We start from the raw sequence: 20,805 nt of genomic DNA on the forward strand, positions 1-20,805 counted from the left end.
AAAGATGAGGCTTGAAGGTGCGATGGATTTCTGTAAGGAGTTGTCAACCCCAGGACTTTTCTAGAGGGAGGTGACAAATTTTACTCTCTAGAAAAGATAAAAAAGTTCAACTGAGGGAGATATTATTCAGCTTCCACCGGGCACTCTAGGCAAAAAAGTTACAGGGGCAGCTCAGTTAGCGTCAGAAGAAAGGATGAGCTTGAGGGACTGCATTCCTCCAATTCATTTCTTTCCTTCTTGTTTACATTGCTGCATGAGCCGTAGCTGAAATAGAGGGCACAGACTTGAACCTACCCACGCAGCCAGACGAAGAAGCAACCCGTCAACGAGCAAATTTTAAGCAATGGCTGAAGGGCGATCGCCGAGTTTGGCTAACTGCTACAAGTGTTGCAGGATGTGTCGTTTTACTGCGAATGTTTGGGCTATTGCAGTCAGCAGAACTTTCAGCCCTTGATCAGCTTTCGTGTTTGCGTCCCGCAGAAGCGATTGACAATCGAATCGTAATTGTCGGCATTGATGAGCAAGATTTGCGGCAAATTCAGGAATGGCCGCTGCCCGACCAAAGAATGGCAGAACTGCTGCAAAAGCTAGCCTCCTATCAGCCTCGTGCAATTGGGCTGGACATCTACCGAGACTTTTCGGTTGGGGCAGGTCAGGCTGAGCTAGAGCAGGTCTTTGAAACAACCCCTAACCTGGTCGGAATTGAAAAAATTGAGGACGAAAACAGTTTTGCAGTTGCTCCACCTGCCGCGCTAAGCAACAGAAATCAAATCGGTTTTAACAACGTTGTCGTAGATGACGATGGCAGAATCCGTCGCTCTTTGTTGTATTGGACGGTAGATGGACAAAGTCATACCAGTTTTGCGCTAAAGCTCGCCCTAATCTATTTGCAGTCAGAAAACGTTGAGCCAAAACCAGCCAATGTCAATCCTAAGTATCTCCAGTTAGGGCAGGCAGTCTTTCATCCGTTTCAGCCCAGTGATGGTGGCTATATACGAATGAGAAATAGCGGCGGGTATCAGGTGTTGGTCAACTTTTACAATGCTCCGTCTGGGTTCGAGATGATCTCCCTGAGCGACGTGATGACCGGAAATGTGCCGCCCGATTTGCTGCGCGATCGCATTGTTTTAATTGGCTCTACGGCAGTCAGCCTTAAAGATTTTTTCTATACCTCTAACAGTAGCGGCTTAGGGAAAGAAATTCGCCAGATGTCAGGGGTTGAGCTTCATGCCAATTTTATTCATCAAATTTTAGGGGCAGCGCTAGAGGGGCGATCGCTCCTTAGAGTTTGGCCTGATCCACTGGAACTTGGCTGGATCTTGATCTGGTCTTGGGTCGGGGCTAGCGTAGTCTGGGAGCTTCGATCTCCGCGCAAGTCTGCACTTAGCGTTCTAGTTGCCAGCGCCAGCCTAACCGGAATTTGCTACCTTGCCTTACTTCAAGGATGGTGGATTCCGCTGGTTCCTGCTGCAATGGCTTTGGTCGGTTCTGCGGTTGCCGTTACGGGTTACATTGCTCACCTCCAGGAAGAGTTGAAAAAGTCAAAAGAATTTCTGCAATCCGTCATTAACACCATTCCCGATCCGATATTTGTGAAGGACAATCACCATCGCTGGATCGTACTCAACGAGGCTTACTGTCGCTTAATTGGGCAACCGCTGCAAGCACTTTTAGAACGATCAGACAGCGACTTTTTCTCAGAGAAACAAGCGATCGCGTTTCGGCAGCAAGACGAACTGACTTTCGCAACGGGAACCGATCAAGAAAGTGAAGAAGAATTCACCGATGCTCACGGAATCACTCACCTGATTGCAACCAAGCGATCGCTCCACCGAGATGCAGCAGGCAACCAGTTTCTGGTCGGCATCATTCGCGACATCACTCAGCGCAAAAAAGTAGAAGAAGAATTGAGACGTACCGCTGCCGAATTGGTGCGCTCTAACGCTGAGCTAATGCAAGCTGAAACCCACCTGCGGCAAATGGCCTATCACGATCCGCTGACCGGGTTACCTAATCGAAAACTGCTGCAAGACCGTTTGCAAGAGGCTTTAGTTTGGGCTAGTGACCACGGACAGCTAGCCGCATTGCTGTTTCTTGATCTGGATGGGTTTAAAGCCATCAATGACACGCTTGGGCATCAGGTCGGTGACCTGCTGCTCAAGGCAGTCGCCCAACGGTTAACAGGATGCCTCAGAGGCAGCGACCTGGTAGCGCGTTTGGGTGGGGATGAATTTGTTGTGTTGCTTCCAGCAATTCCTGGTGTTCAAGATGTTGCCAGAGTGGCTGAAAAGATTTTGGAGACGCTCGCGAAAAAGTTTGTCCTGGAAGAACAGCCCATTCTGATCACGACCAGCCTTGGCATCAGCATCTATCCCCTCGATGGAACGGACATGGATGATTTGATGGTCAAAGCAGACCGAGCCATGTACAGTGCTAAAGAGCTAGGCAAAAATCGCTATGAGTTCTTTGCACCGGAACCCCCTTCTTGAATCAGTAGGTTGGGTGAAGCAAAGCGGAACCCAACCTACACCTAACAAGCGCAGCGCTACCAGAAAGTTTCGTTAGTTGAATTTGAATTTGAACTCGAATTTGAGGTCGAATCGCTTGTCCCAGAGACGGGCGCATCCTCTGAGTAGTAATTCGAGCCAGAATTTTCTGAGTAATAATTTGAGCTAGGCGAATCGGATTCCTCTGTATGGCGATCGGAGCTAATCGAAGAATCTTGTGGCAGTTGCTCTTGTTTCACAGAATTCGGGAGAGCCGTTGAATTTGCCCCTGACTCTGGCAAAGAGTCGGTCAAAGTCTTAATGCGATTAAGCTGACCCAAGGCCCAACGGGCTGTTTCCCTCACCTCGTCGTCGCCATCTTCAGCCGCATGGCGCAGCAGATGACTAACTTGCGCGACCTGATCGTAGATCCGGGTCAAATCTCGAATCGCGTTTTTGCGAACGTCAGGGCTATTGTCTTGCAGCGAGATCAGCAGGGCACGGTTAACGGGTTTGAGCGATCGCACGCCAATTTCTGAGATAGCCGCCAAGATCAAGTTTCGTTGGCTGGAATCCGCATCAATCATCATATCCACTAGCGGCTGAAGCGATTGCGAATCTCCCCGCTGTCCCAATTCCCAAATTGCTTTGCGTCGCTTACTGGGGTCAGGGCTGTGCAAATCTCTGACTAGCTCCTGAACGATGTCTATCTTGGAGAGTCGAGAAGTCCCCTCCATATCTGAAGCATCTTCCATGTGCCCAGAAACTACCTCAGAACGAACCAAATCACGCTTGCTGCTGCCATTTGGGAAATAGGGGCGGGTGGGGGTTTCCAGCGTTGGCGACTGGTCAGCTAATCCACCTTTTAATGAGGAACTAGGACGCTTTGCATCAAGCTTTTCCATCCGTAGGAAGTAAAACAGTCCACCTGCAACCCCCAGGACTACCAAAAAGCTCAAGATCCACCAGGTTAGACCACTGCTGGATGCATTGGTTGCCTCAGCAGATTCAGTTTCGGCGGTTGATTCTGTAGCTCCTGAAGCATCGGTTGAAGTATTTGTTGCTTCTATTGCCTCTGTTGCTTGGGCTGCTATCAGTTTTTCCCAAGTTTCAGTGTTAACTCGACCATCTGCCGTTAGACCTGCTGCTTGCTGAAATTTGGAGACTGCCTCAGCGGTGCTGTCTCCATACTTTCCATCAACTGCTGCGGTGTAGTGACCTAGCTCCTGCAAAATGGTTTGCAGTTGAGTCACAGCTTGCCCCTGGCTACCAGGCAAGAGATTCGGTAATTCTGGCGTAGTAGATGGAGAAGGCGAAGACTCGGACTGGGCTAGCTCCATCATGAAAGCGTTAGTGCCAGACCGTTGACCCGGAGCAAAAGCATCCGTGGAGTTTGTGATTTCTTGAAGCGTTACAGCTGCATCGACTCGCAATCCCAGAGGTAAGACGGGGATTACACCAAGGCCCGTAAGGCAGGTAACTAACAATAAACTTAAACGATAGGACATGGTAGTTCGAGTTTGGGATCGAAGATCTAGTCCGGGTATTCGAGCAGATGTCAACTCAAGCTAACTCAATCCTGATGGTTATTCCACGAAACGATTCCCGATTGTTTAAGAGTGAAAATCTAGCTGAGCTACAAGGTTGCAGCTTTTGCCAGGGTAAATGCTAAAGACATGAGTTTGGAATAAATGTTACTCATAAAACGAAACATCAGAGTTAGATTTTGGCGACCAACACAGAAAAAACACAGGAATATTAAGTCAGGACATAATATTCATATTCAGCTTGTCAAAATTGAACACCATAGATAAGCAGCTATAACTAACAAGGCTTGATGCTAGCCCAATTCTTAGCTTGTGCTCAATTATAGAAATCAATCATCTTAAACGCCGCAAATAGGGCGATCGCTCTATCAATTCTAGACATTGCTAGTTTTCAATACAAGATTGACAGCCGGACTGAGTTTCTTTTTGTCTGTCTATATGCCCTATCAAAGCTGTTCTGATTCTGATTCACGCATCCCTATGTTTACCGATGATACCTCAGTAATATCACTGTTCGGTAAAGGTAGCGAATCTGCAAAGGTCGATTTGCCCTCCTTGCTGCCTGCGGCTTGGGGTGTGAGCGATCGCTGCCGTTGCATCAAGCCCTGAAGCTTTTCAGCTAAATTTTCTCGCTGATTAATCAAATAGATGCTCACCAGGGTAAAGCTGACCCCAATCCACTGAATAGGGCTAAGCACCTCCGCCAGAAATAGATTGCCAAACAGCAGCGCAAAGACAGGCGTGAGAAAGGTCAATGAACTGAGGCTGGTCAAGTTGCCGCTAGAAGCAAAGTAGAAAAACAAGCCGTAGGCGATCGCACTGCCAAAAATTGTTGAATAGCTCAAAGCCATCCAGTCAGGAAGTTGAAGCTGTACCCACTGCTGCGCCTCTCCCGTTGCGGAGAGCACAAACAAGGGCATTCCCCCCAAGATCATGTGCCAGCCCGTTGCCACAACCGGATCGACATAGCGGCAAACAAACCGCACCATTACCGTACCTGCCGCCATCGATAGTGCTGCCAGCAGCATCAGCCATTCGCCACTCTGAAAAAGCCGCTGCACTGCCTCTACCCCGATTTGCCCGCTGACAGATACCTCACCGTGTAAAAAAGCCAAAATCCAGGCATCCGGTAAGCCCAGCAGACTAATTCCAAATACACCAAACGCCAACCCCAGCCAACCCCACAGTCCCACCTGTTCCGCAAACAGAAACCGTGCCATCACCGCGACTGCAAGTGGCTGTGAGTCAATCATGACTGAACCCAAACCAGCCCCGGTTCTAGCTAACCCTTCTGCCAGAAAACCCTGAAATAAGGTCGCATCTACAAGCCCAAATAAGCCGATCCAGAGCCAGGCAAGCCAACCTTTGGGTTGGGACCTGCCCATGAGTGCAGCAACAATCAGAATTAACACGCCTGCGGGCACTAGCCGAATGCCTGCCAAAAACAGCGGAGTTGTGTGAGGCATCACCCCTTTCATCGCCACCATTGCAGTGCCCCAAAGGAAGAAGGGGGCAATCAGCAGAAGTGATGCAAAGGGTAGTCGGGACTCAGTTAGTTTTAGATGCATGATTCTGGCTCAGGCTTTTACATATATTAACTGAATATGTACTTATATATACTTATATTAAGAATTGCTGTGGCGGTGATGCTGGATCGCTCCACCAAATTTCTCTAGATAAGGCACACTATAATTTAGCCTTGCTTAATAAACTTAACTGTCTAATCGCTTCACTACATTATGATCTGGCCCTTTAAGCCGAGTTCTCGGAAACAAATTGCCCGCATTGAAATTACCGGAGCGATCGCTGGATCAACCCGCAAACGAGTTTTAGAAGCTCTCAAAACAGTTGAAGAAAGAAAATTTCCGGTGCTGCTGCTGAGAATTGACAGCCCCGGTGGAACAGTTGGCGATTCTCAGGAAATTTACAGCGCTCTCAGAAAGCTGCGAGAAAAGGTCAAGATCGTTGCTAGCTTTGGCAACATATCAGCTTCGGGAGGGGTTTACATCGGCATGGGAGCTGACCACATTGTTGCCAATCCTGGGACGATTACCGGCAGCATTGGTGTGATCCTGCGGGGTAACAACTTGGAACGCCTGCTTGATAAAATTGGCGTTTCCTTTAAGGTGATCAAGTCTGGACCCTACAAAGACATCCTCGCTTTTGATCGAGAGTTGACTGAGCCGGAGCAGCACATTTTGCAGGAATTGATCGATGTCAGCTACCAGCAATTTGTACAAACAGTTGCCGAAGCTAGAAATCTTGCTGTAGATACGGTTAAGAGCTTTGCAGATGGACGTATCTTTACCGGACAGCAGGCACTAGCGTTAGGCGTAGTCGATCGCTTGGGGACCGAAGAAGATGCTCGCCGCTGGGCCGCAGAGTTGGCTGGACTTGACCCCGACAAAACACAGTGCTATACCCTGGAGGAGCGAAAAAGCCTGCTAAATCGGGTCCTGTCGGGTAGTGTTCAGTTGCATACGGGACTGTCAACCGGAGTTGACTGGGTAGAGTTTGAATTAGCTACAAGCGGTTTACCCCTGTGGCTATACCGTCCCTAGGGGCATTGATTCTAGGTCGTTTGGCAAATAGGCGCTGGAAGTGACCTAAACTGAATTAAACTCAATTTCTTCCCTCAGAGTTAATCCTGCATTGATTCAGGCTATAGGCTAGACTTCTCAAACGTCCGCTTGGGGGCGCAAACTAAATATAGCTTCTAGTCATTTAATGGGAGGGCTTTAACGTGGGCTGGAAAGTTCGGGCAATTCGAGGGGCAACGACAGTCTCAGAAAATTCGGTTGAGGCAATTCGCGATGCGGTGAGGGAACTGCTAGATGAATTGGAAAGCCTAAACCCAATTGACCCGGACGATATTGTCAGCGCTACGTTTTCGGTGACTCGTGATTTGGATGCGATTTTTCCAGCGGCGATCGCCCGTGAACGGGTTCACTGGCAAAATGTACCGCTGCTGGATGTCCAGCAAATGCATGTCGAGGGCAGTCTAGAGCGCTGTATTCGTCTGCTGATCCACGTCAACATGCTAGACCCGTTAGCTGAGATTCATCATCCCTATTTGCGCCAGGCAAAAAGCCTTAGACCTGATTGGAGCATCGATTCTCAGAAAACGGTTCGGCTAGGTCGAGGCGCTTATTGAGTCAATCGCGGCGGTTACCTGTTGAGCCACGAATGGAAGGATGGCTTCATTTTTGCTATGCGCTTCGCCTTCAGTGAAAACGACCAGCAAAAAGGGCGATCGCTCCGGCAATTCTACATAGGCGGCATCGTGGCGAACTTTGCTGGTCAGCCCTGCCTTAGACCATACCCTGGCAGTCTGAGGCAGTCCTGCACCCAAAAAGCCCGTCACCTGATTTTCAGGATCGGCAGCCAGGGCTTCCGGGTCAAGACGACGCTGCATCAGCGCCATCATCGTTTGCGATCGCCCCGATGACACTGCCACACCGCCTATAATGCTGTGCAGCAATCGCGCTACGGCGTTTGTTGTCAGCATATTGCGGTTTTCCATTAGCTCTCCCAGAAATGCTCGTTCACGCCCGTAAGCGCCGTCACACCAGGTTTTTTGATTAATATTGACTGTTTCCAATTCAGTCCAGTTGAGTGACTGAAAATAACGGTTGATCAGGTTGCGCTGATTTTTCCAGGTTTCAAACGGAGCGGCAGGGAGTTCTGGTCCGCTGGTTGTGCCTGTCAATATATCTACTACCAGGCTAGTTGCGTCGTTGCTTGAATCTACGATCATGTCGCGAATCGCCCGGTCTAATTCGCCAGATGGGGCTATCATGCCGCGCTCCAGCCATTCATAGACGGCGACCAGGTAAAACAGCTTTACGACGCTGGCTGGATAAATTCGCTCGACCCCACGATAGGCAAAGCCGCGTACCGAGTGCTGCCAAAATTCGGCGGGGCTAAGTGCTCCTCCGGTATTTACAGGAACCGGATCATCGTAGACGATCCAGGTCAGGGCAATTTGGTTTTGGGCTAAGCCCGGAAATTCTGCCCAGGTCGCAGCGAGAATGCGATCGCCCCACTGTTCTAACGATTCATCTCGACGAAAAAATGTCATACCCAGTTGAGAAATAGTTTTGAATTTTGAGTTTTAGATATGGTTTCTTTCTCAGAATTGCAGTCGGCTCTGATTGCGGGACGACCAGTTGAATATCAGTGTCAAACAAACCTCAACTTGTATAATTCGCCTGAACTCAAAGACCTGGCAACTCAAGCCGTAGCGGGTCGTCAGTTGCGTATTGTATCACTCTCAGATCAAGCTGCTTTAGAGCTTCAAGACAGTCCAGGAGCAGCTCAAAACAGTACAGGTGCGCTTAAAGTTTGCCTCTGTGAAGATGACTATCCAGGCTGGCTGCCCTTAGAAGACCTGGATTTGCTAAGCGTGGTAGAAGAAAATTATCGAGCGATCGCCCTCTCCCCATCCGAAATTCAAGCCCGTTTACCCAGGGTGATTACTTTTGCCCGTAAAGCGATGACCCAACCTAACCATTATCTCTGGGGCGGCACGGTTGGGCCAAACTATGACTGTTCTGGATTAGTTCAAACGGCTTTTGCTGCGGTTGGCATCTGGCTACCCAGAGATGCCTATCAGCAGGAGGCATTTGTTCAACCGATTGCGGTAGAAGAGTTGCAGCCAGGAGATTTAGTTTTCTTTGGCAGTCGCGATCGCTGTACTCACGTTGGACTTTATCTGGGCGAAGAAGGCTACATTCACAGTTCTGGCAAGGCGATCGGGCGCAATGGTATTGGTATCGATCCGCTGTCTGCTGAGGGGGGAGCGATCGCCGAAGCTTACTATCATCAGCTACGAGGTGCAGGTCGCGTGATCGCCAGCTATAAAAGTCCTGACACCTAAAACTCTAATTGCACAAGTCTTTAAAGGCATCCCCCATTCCTCCCTAAATAGGTGGTACCAAATTTGTCTGTAGGATAGCGGCATCTATAGGGGCGAAGCATTCGGTGACAATCTCTGCCACTGAAGCACAATTCTTCTGCCGAATGCTTCGCTCGTACACCCAATAGTTCTTCTTTACGAAACGGATTCTGCATAAAGTACTCCGCACCCCCTAATCCCTAACCTCCCTCTTTCTCCTTCCCCTCATGCAAAAACTAAAACCTTACCTCCGCTGGTTCATCCTGGGTGGGACGCTATTTTTCATTGCTAAAACCTTGAGGGATCATTGGCAGGAAGTTGCATCCATTCGGGTAGGAGCAGAAGCTTGGGGATATTTGGCGATCGCCCTCACTATCACGCTACTAGCACATGTTTGGACGGGTTGGGTATGGGGATGGATTTTAGCAGGGTTAAATCATCCAGTGTCTGGCTTTTGGAGCAGCCGAGTTTACCTGCAAACGAACGTTGCCAAATATTTACCGGGGAACGTCTGGCACTTTTATGGACGCGCCTGGGCTGCTAAAGCCGCAGGCATTCCTTTAGAGATTGCTAGCTTGAGCGTTTTGCTAGAACCGCTGCTGATGGCGGCAGCGGCACTGATTGTTGCGCTGGTCAGTAGTTCGGCAGCCTATAAAGGTTTGCAATTGCTTGGTTTAGGCGTGGTGCTGGTTGCGGTGCATCCCCGTAGCTTGAATCCGGCAACTCGGTTAGTCGGTCGGTTGAAAAAGCCCAAAACAGGGGTTGATGCTGATAGCACTGAAAATCCTGCTCCGGTTATTCCTCCGATTCAGCATTATCCTTTCTTGCCACTCCTGGGAGAGTTAATATTTCTGGGGCTTCGAGGCGCAGGCTTTTGTTTCACGGTGATGGCGCTGACTGCGATCACTTGGAAGCAAGTTCCGTTGTTGCTAGGTGCTTTTAGCGTTGCATGGCTGCTAGGATTGATAATTCCTGGCGCACCCGGTGGCATTGGCGTTTTTGAGGCAACGGCGATCGCCCTTCTGGATAACCACTTTCCACCTGCAATGGTCGTCAGTGCAGTCGCAGTCTACCGCTTAGTGAGCCTTTTAGCAGAACTAGCAGGTGCGGGAATAGCCTGGCTCTACAGCCGTAGAATATAGCTTAGCCATACGGCGACACTTCTAGAGAGCGATTGCAAGCGATCAAGTGTGAGTATTCAGTTTGAGTGTGAGTGAGTGTCCATGAAAACAGTGCTGCATCCCGACTACCATAGCGACCGATCTGCGTCAGCGCTACAGCTTGACCTGTCTATCATCGTGCCGATTTACAACGAGGTAGAGTGTGTTCCCCATCTGCTGGATCAGGTCTCGCAAATTCTCAAAGACCATCATTTTTCCTATGAGATTATCTGTGTAGACGATGGCTCTACCGACGGCACGACGGAGTTGCTTTACCAGCAGGCAAAGTTGCGAAAAGATTTACGCGTGGTGGTTTTGCGGCGAAATTATGGACAAACCGCAGCTATGGCGGCTGGCTTTAATTACGCTAGGGGTGCCGTGTTAATTACGCTGGATGGAGATTTGCAGAATGATCCAGCAGACATTCCGCAACTGGTGGCGAAATTAGAGGAAGGCTATGACTTGGTTAGCGGTTGGCGCAAAAACAGGCAGGATGCAGCCTTAACTCGCTTGCTGCCCTCCAAAATAGCAAATTGGTTGATTGGGCAAGTGACTGGCGTAAAGCTGCATGACTATGGCTGCTCGCTCAAAGCCTACCGCTCAGAATTGGTCGCTGATTTGAACCTGTATGGGGAACTGCATCGCTTTTTGCCCGCGCTGGCTTTTATCGAAGGAGCCAGGATCACAGAAATGCCTGTGCGCCATCATGCTCGTCGCTTTGGACAGAGTAAATATGGCTTGGGGAGAACGTTTCGCGTGTTGATGGATCTGTTTACGATCTTCTTCATGAAAAAATTCCTCACCCGCCCAATGCATGTGTTTGGCTGGTTTGGTTTAGTTTCGATGGCGTTGGGAATTCTGTTGGGCGTGTACCTCAGTTTTCTCAAGCTGGGGCTAGATCAAAGCATTGGCGATCGCCCCCTCCTAATTTTGGCGGTTGTGCTGTTCCTCACTGGAGTTCAGCTATTTAGCTTTGGGCTGTTGGCGGAGTTGTCTATGCGAACCTACCATGAGTCTCAGGGTCGCCCGATTTATCGAGTCAGAGAAGTCATTGAACCCGTTGGCAACTCCAAAAGTACTGTGTAGAAAAAAGTACTGTACAGAAAAGTGATCAAAAAGCGATCGGATTTTTAGTAAGTCTTAAAAATCCAGAGTAATTTGCAAAGAATTGGACTTTTGCGGCCGAAATTTGCATATATGCCTCAAGACTGGTGGCATATGCCGTCATGATTTCCTAAATTGGCGGATAGAGTCTGTTCCATTCTCTGGCGTTTGCCCCAGGCTATACCAGTGCTTATTGTTCGCTACTGAGTGTCTGAATAGTATCAAATTTGTACATAAAGGCTCAAAAACTGGCTTTTTACGTCCAAATTACCAGGTGGTTCACCGATGGGTTTACCTGAGTATTTTTTGATCTTGACTACTCTGTTTCAAAGGCACTTGTGTAAGTCGAAGACGGCAACCCACCTGAGATTGGACTGCATTGACATTTAATTTCTAAGAACCATTGAGGAGTGAGTGTAAACATCATGCTATTTAGACATGTTTCTGTCTCGCTGAGTCTTGCTGCTTTAGCCCTTGTATCCAATGCACTGGTTGCGCAGGCTAATACTGTAGATTCTGCATCGGTTGATGTTGTGAGTGAGCAGCCTGCAAGCGAAGTAGAGGCAGTAGAAACTCAACCTGGGTTGGCGATCGCCCCCGTTCAACCTGAGCAGACTGTGACTGCTGACAGCGAAAGTCTGACTGCACCAGATGTAACTGCACTAGATGTAACTGCACTAGATGTAACGACTGAAGCGCAAGTTCAACTGGCAGACATTCAAGAACTGCCAGTAATCACGGCGACTCCTGAAACGGAGCAAGCTAATTCCACTGCAGCTCCGGCTGAATCTGTAACTGTAGCCGAAGAGTATGTAGAAGACAGTACAGCTTCAACTTCTGCGGCAGCTTTAACCGAACAGCCTGAGATGGTTGACGGTCAGACCGTTGAAGAACAAGAAACTAGCGTTGAACCTGCTGCTGAGCAGGTTGCTCAGACGGTTACACCCGGTCGCTCAACTCGGTCTGGTCCTAGCTACCTTGGTGTTGGTGGTAACATCGGGCTCGGTGATGGAGACACAGCTCTCGGTGAAGGTAGTTTTGCCGTCTTCAGCAAAATTGGTTTAACCAGCTTTTTGTCTGTACGTCCGGCTGTCCTGTTCTCTGATGATCCAACCATTTTGGTTCCCGTCACGTTTGACTTTATCCCTGGCGTAACCGACGTAACAGAGGATGTATCAGGAGAACTAGGTCTTCGAGTTTCTCCTTATGTTGGAGGTGGCGTTGCAATCTCTACTGGAGATGATGGTAGCGTTGACTTCCTGCTTTCAGGCGGGGTAGATGTGCCTATCACATCCCGGATTACTGCAACGGCTGCTGTGAATGCAACTGTGTTTGACAATCCGGCTGTAGGCTTGATGCTAGGTGTTGGCTACAACTTTGGCGCGTTCTAAAGATCGGTAGGCACTTAATTCAGTAACAGAAACGGAGGGAGGGCTTAGCCCTCCCTCCGTTTCTGTTAAAAAGGTAGCTAAATTGAAGTTGCATCAGGTATTCAAAACTAAGTTGTCACGATGAACTACTGTTTCTGCGCCTGAATAGCCCAAAATTTCTGGAATTTTATCGGAGTGAACTCCTCTAATTTTTTGTAGCTCACTGCTGCTGTAATTAACGATGCCTCTAGCGACCTCCTGTCCGCTGCGATCGCACAATTGCACAGCATCCTGGCTTTGAAACTCTCCCTCGACTTCAGCAATCCCGGCTGCCAAGAGTGATTTGCCTGCCTGAGAAATGGCAGTGACCGCACCCGGATCAAGATACAGCTTTCCGGCAGGCACCAGTCCGTGAGCAATCCAGCGCTTTCGAGCGTTGAATGGCTGTGGCTGTGGCTGAAACTGGGTTCCCAAGGCTTCTCCTTGAAGGATTTTCTCGATGTTATGGGGCGATCGCCCTTCTGTAATCACCGTGCGAACTCCAGCATTTGCGGCAATTCGGGCGGCTGCAATTTTTGTCACCATGCCGCCTGTGCCCCACGCAGAGCCGCGATCGCCCACTTCCACATTGAGTGCTTCCAGTTGGTCAAATTTGTCTATCAGACTAATTGGTTTAGCGTCAGGATTGGAGCGAGGATCAGCAGAATAGAGGCGATCGACATCCGTGAGCAGAAACAGCCAATCTGCCTCCACTAAACTCGCCACCATCGCTGAAAGCGTATCGTTGTCGCCAAACTTTAGCTCATCGACGGCTAGCGTATCGTTCTCATTGACAATTGGTACCACTCCCAACTTCAGCAATTGGCGGAACGTGCGATAGGCGTTGACATAGCGGCTGCGCTGCACCAGGTCGCTGCGAGTTAACAACACCTGGGCGATCGGCTGCTGGAGCGAGGTAAATAAATCGTCATAGACCCGCATCAGTCTTCCCTGTCCGACAGCGGCGACGGCTTGCTTCATTGCTATGGTGCGGGGGCGTTCGCTCATGCCGAGTCGAGCACAGCCAATGCCAACGGCACCCGATGATACCAAAATCACCTGATGCCCCTGGCGACGCAGTTGGCTGAGCATTTCTACTAAAGCCGCAATCGTGGAGAGTGCGAGATAGCCGCTATCCGCTTGAGTCAAGCTAGAAGTACCGATTTTGATGACTAAAGTCTGGGCTGCCTTCATGAGAGTGGAGTAAAACTTTTGTAACGAACACTCAACGATCTGCTATTCATTTTTCACTAACCTCTGACACTTTGGGAATTTAGCCCTCTGCTCCGGTCCTAGTCCCTTAGTACAGCGTTAAGTCTCCCAATGTGCAAAGCGCCAGCCCTACAAAAGCCGGACTGGCGCTCTACAGAGTATTCATAGGGATTTATGGGCTAGGGTCTTTATATTTGCTGACCCCATTTAATCTATTAGTAGAATGCCAGAAAAATTGGATTGTCCTGGCTGCTTTAAGGTTTTCTTTATATTTACATTCTTTAGAATTCATCAGGTTTTGTAAAGTTATGTTGCTGGGTCAGGGAAGCTCCTAAGATTTGCGAAAGCCAAACCTCCACAGTTCGCACTGGGTGTCGCCGGGCAACTTTAGCGGGATTGACCATCGGCTCGACCAAAACTGTAAACATGCCTAGCCGATTTCCTGCTAGAACATCGGTGAAGAGGCGATCGCCCACCATTGCCACATGCTCGACTGGAATATCCATTGCCTCGACGGCTTGCCTCAGCTTGCGACGAGAAGGCTTACGTGCGCCCAAAATGTAGGGCAGGTTAAGCGACTGAGCAATGCGGCTAATCCGGTTTTGACTCAGGTTATTGCTGACCAGCCACAGCGCTACCGATGGGCGAATTTCCTCGACCCACTGCCGTAGTTCTTCTGAAACTTCGGCAGCACTCATGGGTACCAGGGTTTCGTCTACGTCTAACACCAACCCCTTCAGGTTGTAATGCTGTAACAGCTTAGGAGACAAACTCAAAATTGAGTCTCCCAAAATTAGATCAGGTTGTAACAGTTTGCCCCAGGACATAAAAGGATTGAAGTTCAGATAACGTTTGCCCTCTTGGTTGAAGATGCCCTAAGCGATACCAGGGCTACTCCGTCTCAATCTTAGATGGGTTTGGATACACTTGGTTGTTGATCCCTACAGTTGACCCCCACAGATTCCTGCGGTAGCTAGTTTTCACTGCCTTGTTGCTGAGCTGCTATATCGTCTTGAATGGCAGCTTGGGCAGCTTCATGTTCTGCCAGAGTACGGCTAAAGACGTGAGTCCCATCATAGCGGGCGACAAAAAAGAGATATTCCGTATCGGCTGGGTTTAGAGAAGCTTCCAGACTAGACACACCTGGACTGGCGATCGGCGTAGGGGGCAACCCTGTGTTGACATAGGTGTTGTAAGGAGATGGCGTGTTGACCTCGTCCAAGGTTAAAGGTTGCTCTGGTGTTTGGCGAATGCCAAGGGCATATTCAACCGTGGGGTCAGCTCCTAGGGGAATGTTCTCCCGCAAGCGACGGGCAAACACGCTAGCAATCTGAGGACGCTCTTCGCTGATTACTGCTTCTCGTTCGACGATGCTAGCGAGTGTCACCCACTCCAGTAAGGAAAATTGCGTTTGTCCCTGCTGATAAACCGGTAGGGCAACCTGCTCAAAACGATCTAGCATCTGGTTAATTACAGATTCAGGTGTTACCTCATCCTCAACCTGGTAGGTGTCGGGATAAAGGAACCCTTCTAGAAGGGGAAGCCGCTGGGGTAGCCAGGGATATTGGTCACGCGGAACTTGCCGAGTCGCAGCTAGAAACTCCTGAGCAGTGAAAAAGCCTTGCTCTTCAAAGTATTCCGCCATTTCCTTAGTCGACCATCCTTCAGGAATGGTAAAGCTGAGATGGACGACTTCTCCCCGCCAGATTTTGTTGGCGATCGCCTCCATCGGTTCACTGGGTGATAGTGCGTAAGTGCCAGCCAAAAAGCCACCCTCACGATTTTGCAACGTTTGCCAGCGAGTCCACAAATTCCAGGCTGTTGTAGAACGAATCAAGCCTGCAGCTTCAAGGTCTTGCCCAATCTGTTGAGCTGACGTGCCTTCTGGAATCTGAAACTGAACTGTTTTGGCTTCAGTTGTGGCAGGCTGCTCGGCTGTAGCAGGCTGTTCAGTTGTAGCAGGCTGTTCAGCTGTAGCAGGCTGTTCGGTTGCAGCATCTGCGGGCGCGTTTGCCCAACTCCACCAAACCCAACCTTGCCATCCACACAGACCGAGCGTCGCAGGAAAAACAATCAGGTAAAAGAACCACTTGGAGATGCGCTGGGTGACTGTCATGAGATCTTGTGGTTTGAGAATGGGTAGATCAATCGTTCATCGTAAAGCCTAGTGAAGAATGACGTGAGTGAGGGAGGGTGAAGTTGCCATGAGCCATCACCCCAAAAGAGCGCTTACCCCAATTTGGGAAATAGGATATAGAAAATAGCGGGAGTGGCGATCGCCACTCATTTCTGCGCTTAAAGGAAAAACTTACTCCAAATCGTCAAATAGCTGATCTTCTAACTGCGATCGCATCAGTTGAAATTCTTCTGGTGAAAGCAGTTCGGGATTGCCTTCCGAATTCATCCGAGCGAAAAATAAAAGCGGATCGAGCGGCGTGCAAACAGCGTATTCTTGCTCTTCGTAGTAAAAGTTTGTCAAAAGCTGAAACTGCTCAGAGTCCAGATTGGCTTCATCTTCACCAATATCTAAGGTAATGATGTCATCTTCGGTTGCTGCTGGCAGATCTCCGCTGGCGGTCAAAGTCAGCGCCGTGCGGTTGAGAGTGAGGTCTTGCTCCGCCAAAACTGCCCGTGCAGTTGGGAAGATGTCATCAATTTCCTCGTCTTCGATGTCGATCAGAGTTTCTTCATCCTCATCTTCTTCATCTGCTTCCCAAGCAAAAATCTCAATGGGGTTGTCAACGGGCATAAGCAGTACGTACTCTTTACCCTCAACTTCCAAAGAGCGTTCGACATAGCAAACCAGCGATCGCCCCTGTTCATCGGTCAAGCTGACGGTTGGTGCGTCGATGTCTGCCTCGTCTGCATCCATTCCCGGATTCTCTCTGCTCATATCTGAATCGGTCATGCTATTCCTCTGATCACAACTTGCGTCTTGCTGTATGCTGCTCCCTGAATTTCAGGATGAGAGCGATCGGCAAGGAGTATTACTACAGCCCCGCCACAAAAAACTTTACAGCATGACTAGATCCGTTTTACTCCCTGAACAATTCTAATTGGGCTGATTTGACTCGCCCTCTCCCAGAAGTTATCTCCACTCATGCGTTTCAGCAAGAAGGTTAAAACAAGTTTGTCGTGATTTTGGGTAATTTGCTGGGTGACTAGGCTCTAGCGTAGGAAGGCTAGTTTGGCAGCTCCAGTTTCCCTTTAGAGGGCGTTTTGGAGGGCGTTTTTAACTGTTGCCATACGACACCCCGACGCTCATACTCTAGTTCTTGCTCTACCTCATAAGCGATTTGAGGGCTAAGATATCGTTCCAATAACCACAGCGACAGATCTATGCCAGAAGTGACGCCTCCTGCTGTGACGATGTCGCCATCATCTACAACACGAGCATTGACGATTTCTGCACCCATGGCTTTCAACTCTTCTATCGCCACATGGTGAGTAATGGCTGGACGTCCTCTTAGCAGTCCTGCGCTGGCAACTAACATCCCACCTGTACACACTGAAGCAATTGTTGTGCCGCTCTGGTGCAACTGAGAAATTGCTGCGGGTATCTTGCCGCTCTGGGCTTCTGCCCATGCTCCTTGCTTGGCCCGGTCTCCCCAACCTCCACCTGGCACAATCAAAATGTCTAGTTGATCCCTGAGCTTTGCCCCCGGTTGAACTCGTAAGCCGTGGGCTGCAACAATTTCCGTGGAGCCGTCTAGAGTAACCAGTTTTGCCTGCACGTCAGCCCCCATTGCTGCCGCAGTCTGCAAAACTTCAAAGGGAGCGATCGCATCAAGCTCATCAAATCCATCAAAGACAATGATTTGTACTTGAACCATAACTAACCTGATTGAATTTTGTTTGTACCCTAATATACCGAAACGGCCCTATTGAGAATTGCGTCTCGCATCAAGCCATTGCTGCAAAATAATGGCGGCGGCTTTACGGTCGATTAAAGCTTTGTTGCGCGAAGGGGAGCGATTTTCTGCCAGCAAAGCCTGTTCTGCCTCGAAGGAAGTCAGCCGCTCGTCTACGTATTCCACTGGAAGCTGAAGCGCTGTACTCAGCCGACTAGCAAATTTCTGCACCTGTTTTGCCTGAAACCCTATAGAGCCATCCATCGTGTAGGGCAAGCCAACAACGAGAATTTGCACCTCACGTTCCTCAACGATGCAGCGAAACTCTTCTACGTCTTGCAGGAAAGAACGGCGCTCGATGGTAGTTAGTCCGGTTGCGATTAATCCTGTGCGATCGCAGCCTGCGACTCCAATTCGCTTTTTACCGACATCTAATCCCAGCGCTGAGATCATCCTAGATTGGGACTATCGGGTAAGTCGGGCAGAGTATTGTCTGCGGAGTTGGGAGGCTGGGAATCAGCCGGTGGGACTGATGGAGCTTGCCCAGATCCAGGCTGCGGCAACGGCGGAATTGACTTAATTAAAGAAATACGACTGGGAACAGGCTTGCGGGCGGGCTGGAAGCCTTGCAGTACTTCAGAAAGGTGCAGCCCTTCGAGCGAAACGGGCTTTGCCTCACGCAGCTTGTGCCAGACGGAACGCGACATCATCAAGGTATGCTCGGTGCGGCTGGCCCCAACTTGCGCCAGATATTCTTCTCGCTCGGGCTGATAGTCCGCTGAAGCTAGCCGCAGCGTCTGAGCTGGAAATTCCTGAGCAATTCGCGCCATCTGCGATAGTAGCTCTGGGTAAAGCCAAGTGTAAGCAGGGTGAACCGTAAGCTGCGCCACATGAGGACGGCTTCCATCGCGGCAAAGCTTGATTTGAAAGTAGCCAATAGCAGCTTTGCGCTGCGGCTCAAACACATAGCTGCTGATCACTTCGGTGTGGCTGACCCAGTTGGTCATGCCGCTGTAGAAGGAACCCAGCAGGCTCGTCTTGAAGTCTAAGATTTGCCGATCGAATACCTGACGAACCAGAGGCGGCATGGAGGCCGTATCGAGCTGGTGCAACAGGGAAGCATCGGCATTGCTGACAGGCAGCAAGTTGGGCAGGTCAGGTTCACGCTCTGCCAAAGCTTCGAGTAGCTCTGGGGCGATCGCCCAATAGGTCATCTCTGCCAAAGACTGAAATCCGTTTTGGCGATAGAGCGCCAGGGCAGACTTATCGTTCACGTCTACCTCAATCAGCCAGGTGCGCGCTTCCCAAATTGCCTGAAAGCAGTAGCGCAATAGCTGCGAGCCAATGTCTGAGGAAAGCGGCTGCTCACCCTTAGAAGGGGCGATCGCCTCAACTGCGACCTGATCAACTTTCCAGGTGCTGCGCGTGCGGTTAAACGGCGAAACCTGAATGATCCCCTGGATTCGGTTCCCTTGCTCAGCAACGTAGGCTGAGAAGAGATGCTGAAGTGGGTTGGGAAATAGGCTGAGAAACTTGAGTAGTCCATACCAGCGACGAAGGTGCTGGAGGCGTTGCCCCAACTTGAGGGAGACGCTTTGCTGCTCGACCTCAGCCCCTTCCAACGAGAAATGCGCGATCGCCTCCAAATCCCGGAACTGGAACGGGCGAACGGTAATGTTTGTGGTTTGAGGAAGCGCTGAAGTCATGGGATATAAGGTCCAACTTGCGTCTACGCCGTCTATCGCTAATAAAACGATCGGTGAGCGATCGTCTTTAGCCAAGGTTAACTATTCAGTCGTCATTACTATCTTGACAGCAATTCCAAAATCTATCAGCCCCGGAATTGATCTTGCTCAAGTCGTCGGCTTTGAATGTTGGGCAGACTTTGGGTTAACGGCTGTTTCAGTTGGGCGAATTAACACCACTGGCGTTTGTTGGTCGTCGTTGCCAGCCGGGTTACTGACCAAAGCTTGCTCTAGTAAACCTTTTGGAATACCAGAAGTGGATGCCACTATATTAACTGCTTTGAGATCATTCACATCGACGATCGCAGCAGACAGACCCGTCTCTGCTTTGATCTGATCCACCACTTGCTGCGGGTTTTCCGGGCCCAACACAATGAACTGATCGTAGGGAGGCAAAGTGCCCGTTACGTCGTCGATTAGTCGTGCCTGTTCGCCTGCAAGCTGGTAGAACATCCCCGGTTGGTTAAGGAATTTTTTGGCGATCGCCCCCGCTACAAACGCAAACACCACCCGCACTGGTCCAACAATATCCACCAGCGTCTGCATTCCGCAGGCAGAAGACAGCGTGGAAGTCGTCATGAAGTAGAAACACAGCCGCTTAGCCACCCATCCCGGACGCACTTCACTAGGATGGTGAAACCGTCCCTGCATCACGGCTACAGGCGTTTCGCCAATCGTGACAATATCTCCAGGTTGAGCATGGGGCATCACATACCGCTTCACAATTTCAACTGGATTGTCCAGCTGAGTCAGCAGGTGAGTTTTAACCGGCAGAACATCGGCATGAAGCGTAGGCCGCCAGCGCTGTGAATCTTCCGTTGCCGGAAACTTTAGCGGCACGATTACATGGCAAACTTTGGGAATTCTGCCGCGTGGACCGTAGGTCAAATAGCGAATTCGTACCCAGGCTGCCTGAAGCTGGTTTAGCTCTTTGCCACGAACGTCGAGCGACACTTCTAGACGAGTGGTCTTGTGGCGCTTGATGATGTAGCCAAACCAGTAACCATCCGGTCGGGCTGGCGTATCGGGATGGCGCGGTGTGGCTTTAATCGTGTGGGTAATCTCGTCCAGACTTCCCTTGGAGAGCAGCGTCACATCAGCTTCAACTTCCAGCACCATGATTTCGACTCTGGGGCTACGACTGGGCAGCTCGGGTTCGCCTACCAGCAGGTAGCGATGGGGTTCGTATACCTCCAGATTCCAGTCGCCCGGGGTCATCACCAGATCGTTTCCGGGGTGACGGCGATACCGAATTTCTAGCGCCAGGGCACCCAGTACCAGCAGCAGCGCAACAATTCCTAACCCAATCAAGATAGTTTCTAAAAACACCGTAATCCCTAGCTAAATGCAATAAGAAGAAACTGTACTTGCAAAGATGTACCCAATTGCACATC

18 protein-coding genes are annotated in these 20,805 nt (G+C 50.0%); 7 read left to right on the top strand and 11 right to left on the bottom strand.

Annotation, left to right across the window (positions count from 1 at the left end; all coding sequences use genetic code 11):
* The first annotated feature begins 284 nt into the window (after nucleotides 1-284).
* Nucleotides 285-2,489 carry a CHASE2 domain-containing protein gene (locus H6G00_RS07030; protein WP_242042167.1) on the top strand — a complete coding sequence of 735 codons (2,205 nt, stop codon included), beginning with the start codon at nucleotides 285-287 and terminating at the stop codon, nucleotides 2,487-2,489.
* 56 nt (nucleotides 2,490-2,545) lie between these two features.
* Here the strand turns inward: H6G00_RS07030 and H6G00_RS07035 are convergent, their stop codons facing one another.
* Nucleotides 2,546-3,994, bottom strand: a complete 1,449-nt coding sequence (locus H6G00_RS07035) for a peptidoglycan-binding protein (protein ID WP_199318360.1) — start codon at nucleotides 3,992-3,994, stop codon at nucleotides 2,546-2,548.
* 485 nt (nucleotides 3,995-4,479) lie between these two features.
* A complete protein-coding gene (locus H6G00_RS07040) occupies nucleotides 4,480-5,601 on the bottom strand; it encodes a DMT family transporter (protein ID WP_190796198.1) in 1,122 nt (373 codons plus the stop codon).
* 171 nt (nucleotides 5,602-5,772) lie between these two features.
* Here H6G00_RS07040 and sppA point away from each other — a divergent pair, with 171 nt between their 5' ends.
* Nucleotides 5,773-6,594: a signal peptide peptidase SppA gene (gene sppA / locus H6G00_RS07045; RefSeq protein WP_190644762.1), complete on the top strand. Its 822-nt coding sequence runs from the start codon at nucleotides 5,773-5,775 to the stop codon at nucleotides 6,592-6,594.
* Nucleotides 6,595-6,776: 182 nt separating this feature from the next.
* The gene (gene aroH / locus H6G00_RS07050; protein ID WP_190644763.1) at nucleotides 6,777-7,187 is read left to right on the top strand and encodes a chorismate mutase; all 411 of its coding nucleotides are present in this window, start codon (nucleotides 6,777-6,779) and stop codon (nucleotides 7,185-7,187) included.
* On the opposite strand, the gene H6G00_RS07055 is transcribed toward aroH, so the two are convergent.
* A complete protein-coding gene (locus H6G00_RS07055; RefSeq protein ID WP_190796199.1) occupies nucleotides 7,167-8,114 on the bottom strand; it encodes a serine hydrolase in 948 nt (315 codons plus the stop codon). The two genes, aroH and H6G00_RS07055, sit on opposite strands and share 21 nt — an antisense overlap.
* Nucleotides 8,115-8,153: 39 nt before the next feature.
* Between H6G00_RS07055 and H6G00_RS07060 the strand changes: the two genes are divergently transcribed.
* The 4 genes from H6G00_RS07060 to H6G00_RS07075 all read left to right on the top strand — a co-directional run bounded on the left by H6G00_RS07060 (nucleotide 8,154) and on the right by H6G00_RS07075 (nucleotide 12,585).
* Nucleotides 8,154-8,912, top strand: a complete 759-nt coding sequence (locus H6G00_RS07060; protein ID WP_190796200.1) for a C40 family peptidase — start codon at nucleotides 8,154-8,156, stop codon at nucleotides 8,910-8,912.
* Between the two features lie 245 nt (nucleotides 8,913-9,157).
* Complete coding sequence (locus H6G00_RS07065) at nucleotides 9,158-10,072, top strand: YbhN family protein (RefSeq protein ID WP_190796201.1); 915 nt, start codon at nucleotides 9,158-9,160, stop codon at nucleotides 10,070-10,072.
* Between the two features lie 81 nt (nucleotides 10,073-10,153).
* Nucleotides 10,154-11,176 (top strand): glycosyltransferase family 2 protein, encoded by a 1,023-nt coding sequence (locus H6G00_RS07070; protein WP_190644767.1) that lies wholly within the window; start codon nucleotides 10,154-10,156, stop codon nucleotides 11,174-11,176.
* 443 nt (nucleotides 11,177-11,619) lie between these two features.
* Nucleotides 11,620-12,585: a hypothetical protein gene (locus H6G00_RS07075; RefSeq protein WP_190796202.1), complete on the top strand. Its 966-nt coding sequence runs from the start codon at nucleotides 11,620-11,622 to the stop codon at nucleotides 12,583-12,585.
* A gap of 93 nt (nucleotides 12,586-12,678) precedes the next feature.
* Here the strand turns inward: H6G00_RS07075 and proB are convergent, their stop codons facing one another.
* The 8 genes from proB to H6G00_RS07115 form a co-directional block, all read right to left on the bottom strand.
* Nucleotides 12,679-13,797 carry a glutamate 5-kinase gene (gene proB, locus H6G00_RS07080; protein ID WP_190796203.1) on the bottom strand — a complete coding sequence of 373 codons (1,119 nt, stop codon included), beginning with the start codon at nucleotides 13,795-13,797 and terminating at the stop codon, nucleotides 12,679-12,681.
* Between the two features lie 299 nt (nucleotides 13,798-14,096).
* A complete protein-coding gene (locus tag H6G00_RS07085) occupies nucleotides 14,097-14,642 on the bottom strand; it encodes a YqeG family HAD IIIA-type phosphatase (RefSeq protein WP_190644770.1) in 546 nt (181 codons plus the stop codon).
* 146 nt (nucleotides 14,643-14,788) lie between these two features.
* Nucleotides 14,789-15,931 carry an endolytic transglycosylase MltG gene (gene mltG, locus H6G00_RS07090; RefSeq protein WP_190796204.1) on the bottom strand — a complete coding sequence of 381 codons (1,143 nt, stop codon included), beginning with the start codon at nucleotides 15,929-15,931 and terminating at the stop codon, nucleotides 14,789-14,791.
* A gap of 192 nt (nucleotides 15,932-16,123) precedes the next feature.
* Complete coding sequence (locus tag H6G00_RS07095; protein WP_199318366.1) at nucleotides 16,124-16,687, bottom strand: DUF3727 domain-containing protein; 564 nt, start codon at nucleotides 16,685-16,687, stop codon at nucleotides 16,124-16,126.
* A gap of 310 nt (nucleotides 16,688-16,997) precedes the next feature.
* Entirely contained in the window at nucleotides 16,998-17,648 is a 651-nt protein-coding gene (locus tag H6G00_RS07100) for a DJ-1/PfpI family protein (protein WP_190796206.1), read from the bottom strand.
* Between the two features lie 48 nt (nucleotides 17,649-17,696).
* The gene (gene ruvX, locus H6G00_RS07105) at nucleotides 17,697-18,119 is read right to left on the bottom strand and encodes a Holliday junction resolvase RuvX (protein ID WP_190796207.1); all 423 of its coding nucleotides are present in this window, start codon (nucleotides 18,117-18,119) and stop codon (nucleotides 17,697-17,699) included.
* Complete coding sequence (locus H6G00_RS07110) at nucleotides 18,116-19,372, bottom strand: GNAT family N-acetyltransferase (protein ID WP_347278158.1); 1,257 nt, start codon at nucleotides 19,370-19,372, stop codon at nucleotides 18,116-18,118. The genes ruvX and H6G00_RS07110 overlap by 4 nt, the downstream gene beginning before the upstream one ends.
* 147 nt (nucleotides 19,373-19,519) lie before the next feature.
* Nucleotides 19,520-20,740 carry a F420-0:Gamma-glutamyl ligase gene (locus H6G00_RS07115; RefSeq protein WP_190796208.1) on the bottom strand — a complete coding sequence of 407 codons (1,221 nt, stop codon included), beginning with the start codon at nucleotides 20,738-20,740 and terminating at the stop codon, nucleotides 19,520-19,522.
* Nucleotides 20,741-20,805 lie beyond the last annotated feature (65 nt).

This window comes from Leptolyngbya sp. FACHB-541, assembly GCF_014695875.1.
Lineage (GTDB): Bacteria > Cyanobacteriota > Cyanobacteriia > Elainellales > Elainellaceae > JAAUTN01.

Bases quoted from the DNA above. Each gene is read 5' to 3' on its own strand.
- H6G00_RS07035 (WP_199318360.1), bottom strand. From the start codon at position 3,994: ATGTCCTATCGTTTAAGTTTATTGTTAGTTACCTGCCTTACGGGCCTT.
- H6G00_RS07040 (WP_190796198.1), bottom strand. From the start codon at position 5,601: ATGCATCTAAAACTAACTGAGTCCCGACTACCCTTTGCATCACTTCTG.
- sppA (WP_190644762.1), top strand. From the start codon at position 5,773: ATGATCTGGCCCTTTAAGCCGAGTTCTCGGAAACAAATTGCCCGCATT.
- H6G00_RS07055 (WP_190796199.1), bottom strand. From the start codon at position 8,114: ATGACATTTTTTCGTCGAGATGAATCGTTAGAACAGTGGGGCGATCGC.
- H6G00_RS07060 (WP_190796200.1), top strand. From the start codon at position 8,154: ATGGTTTCTTTCTCAGAATTGCAGTCGGCTCTGATTGCGGGACGACCA.
- H6G00_RS07065 (WP_190796201.1), top strand. From the start codon at position 9,158: ATGCAAAAACTAAAACCTTACCTCCGCTGGTTCATCCTGGGTGGGACG.
- H6G00_RS07070 (WP_190644767.1), top strand. From the start codon at position 10,154: ATGAAAACAGTGCTGCATCCCGACTACCATAGCGACCGATCTGCGTCA.
- H6G00_RS07075 (WP_190796202.1), top strand. From the start codon at position 11,620: ATGCTATTTAGACATGTTTCTGTCTCGCTGAGTCTTGCTGCTTTAGCC.
- proB (WP_190796203.1), bottom strand. From the start codon at position 13,797: ATGAAGGCAGCCCAGACTTTAGTCATCAAAATCGGTACTTCTAGCTTG.
- H6G00_RS07085 (WP_190644770.1), bottom strand. From the start codon at position 14,642: ATGTCCTGGGGCAAACTGTTACAACCTGATCTAATTTTGGGAGACTCA.
- mltG (WP_190796204.1), bottom strand. From the start codon at position 15,931: ATGACAGTCACCCAGCGCATCTCCAAGTGGTTCTTTTACCTGATTGTT.
- H6G00_RS07095 (WP_199318366.1), bottom strand. From the start codon at position 16,687: ATGGATGCAGACGAGGCAGACATCGACGCACCAACCGTCAGCTTGACC.
- H6G00_RS07100 (WP_190796206.1), bottom strand. From the start codon at position 17,648: ATGGTTCAAGTACAAATCATTGTCTTTGATGGATTTGATGAGCTTGAT.
- ruvX (WP_190796207.1), bottom strand. From the start codon at position 18,119: ATGATCTCAGCGCTGGGATTAGATGTCGGTAAAAAGCGAATTGGAGTC.
- H6G00_RS07110 (WP_347278158.1), bottom strand. From the start codon at position 19,372: ATGACTTCAGCGCTTCCTCAAACCACAAACATTACCGTTCGCCCGTTC.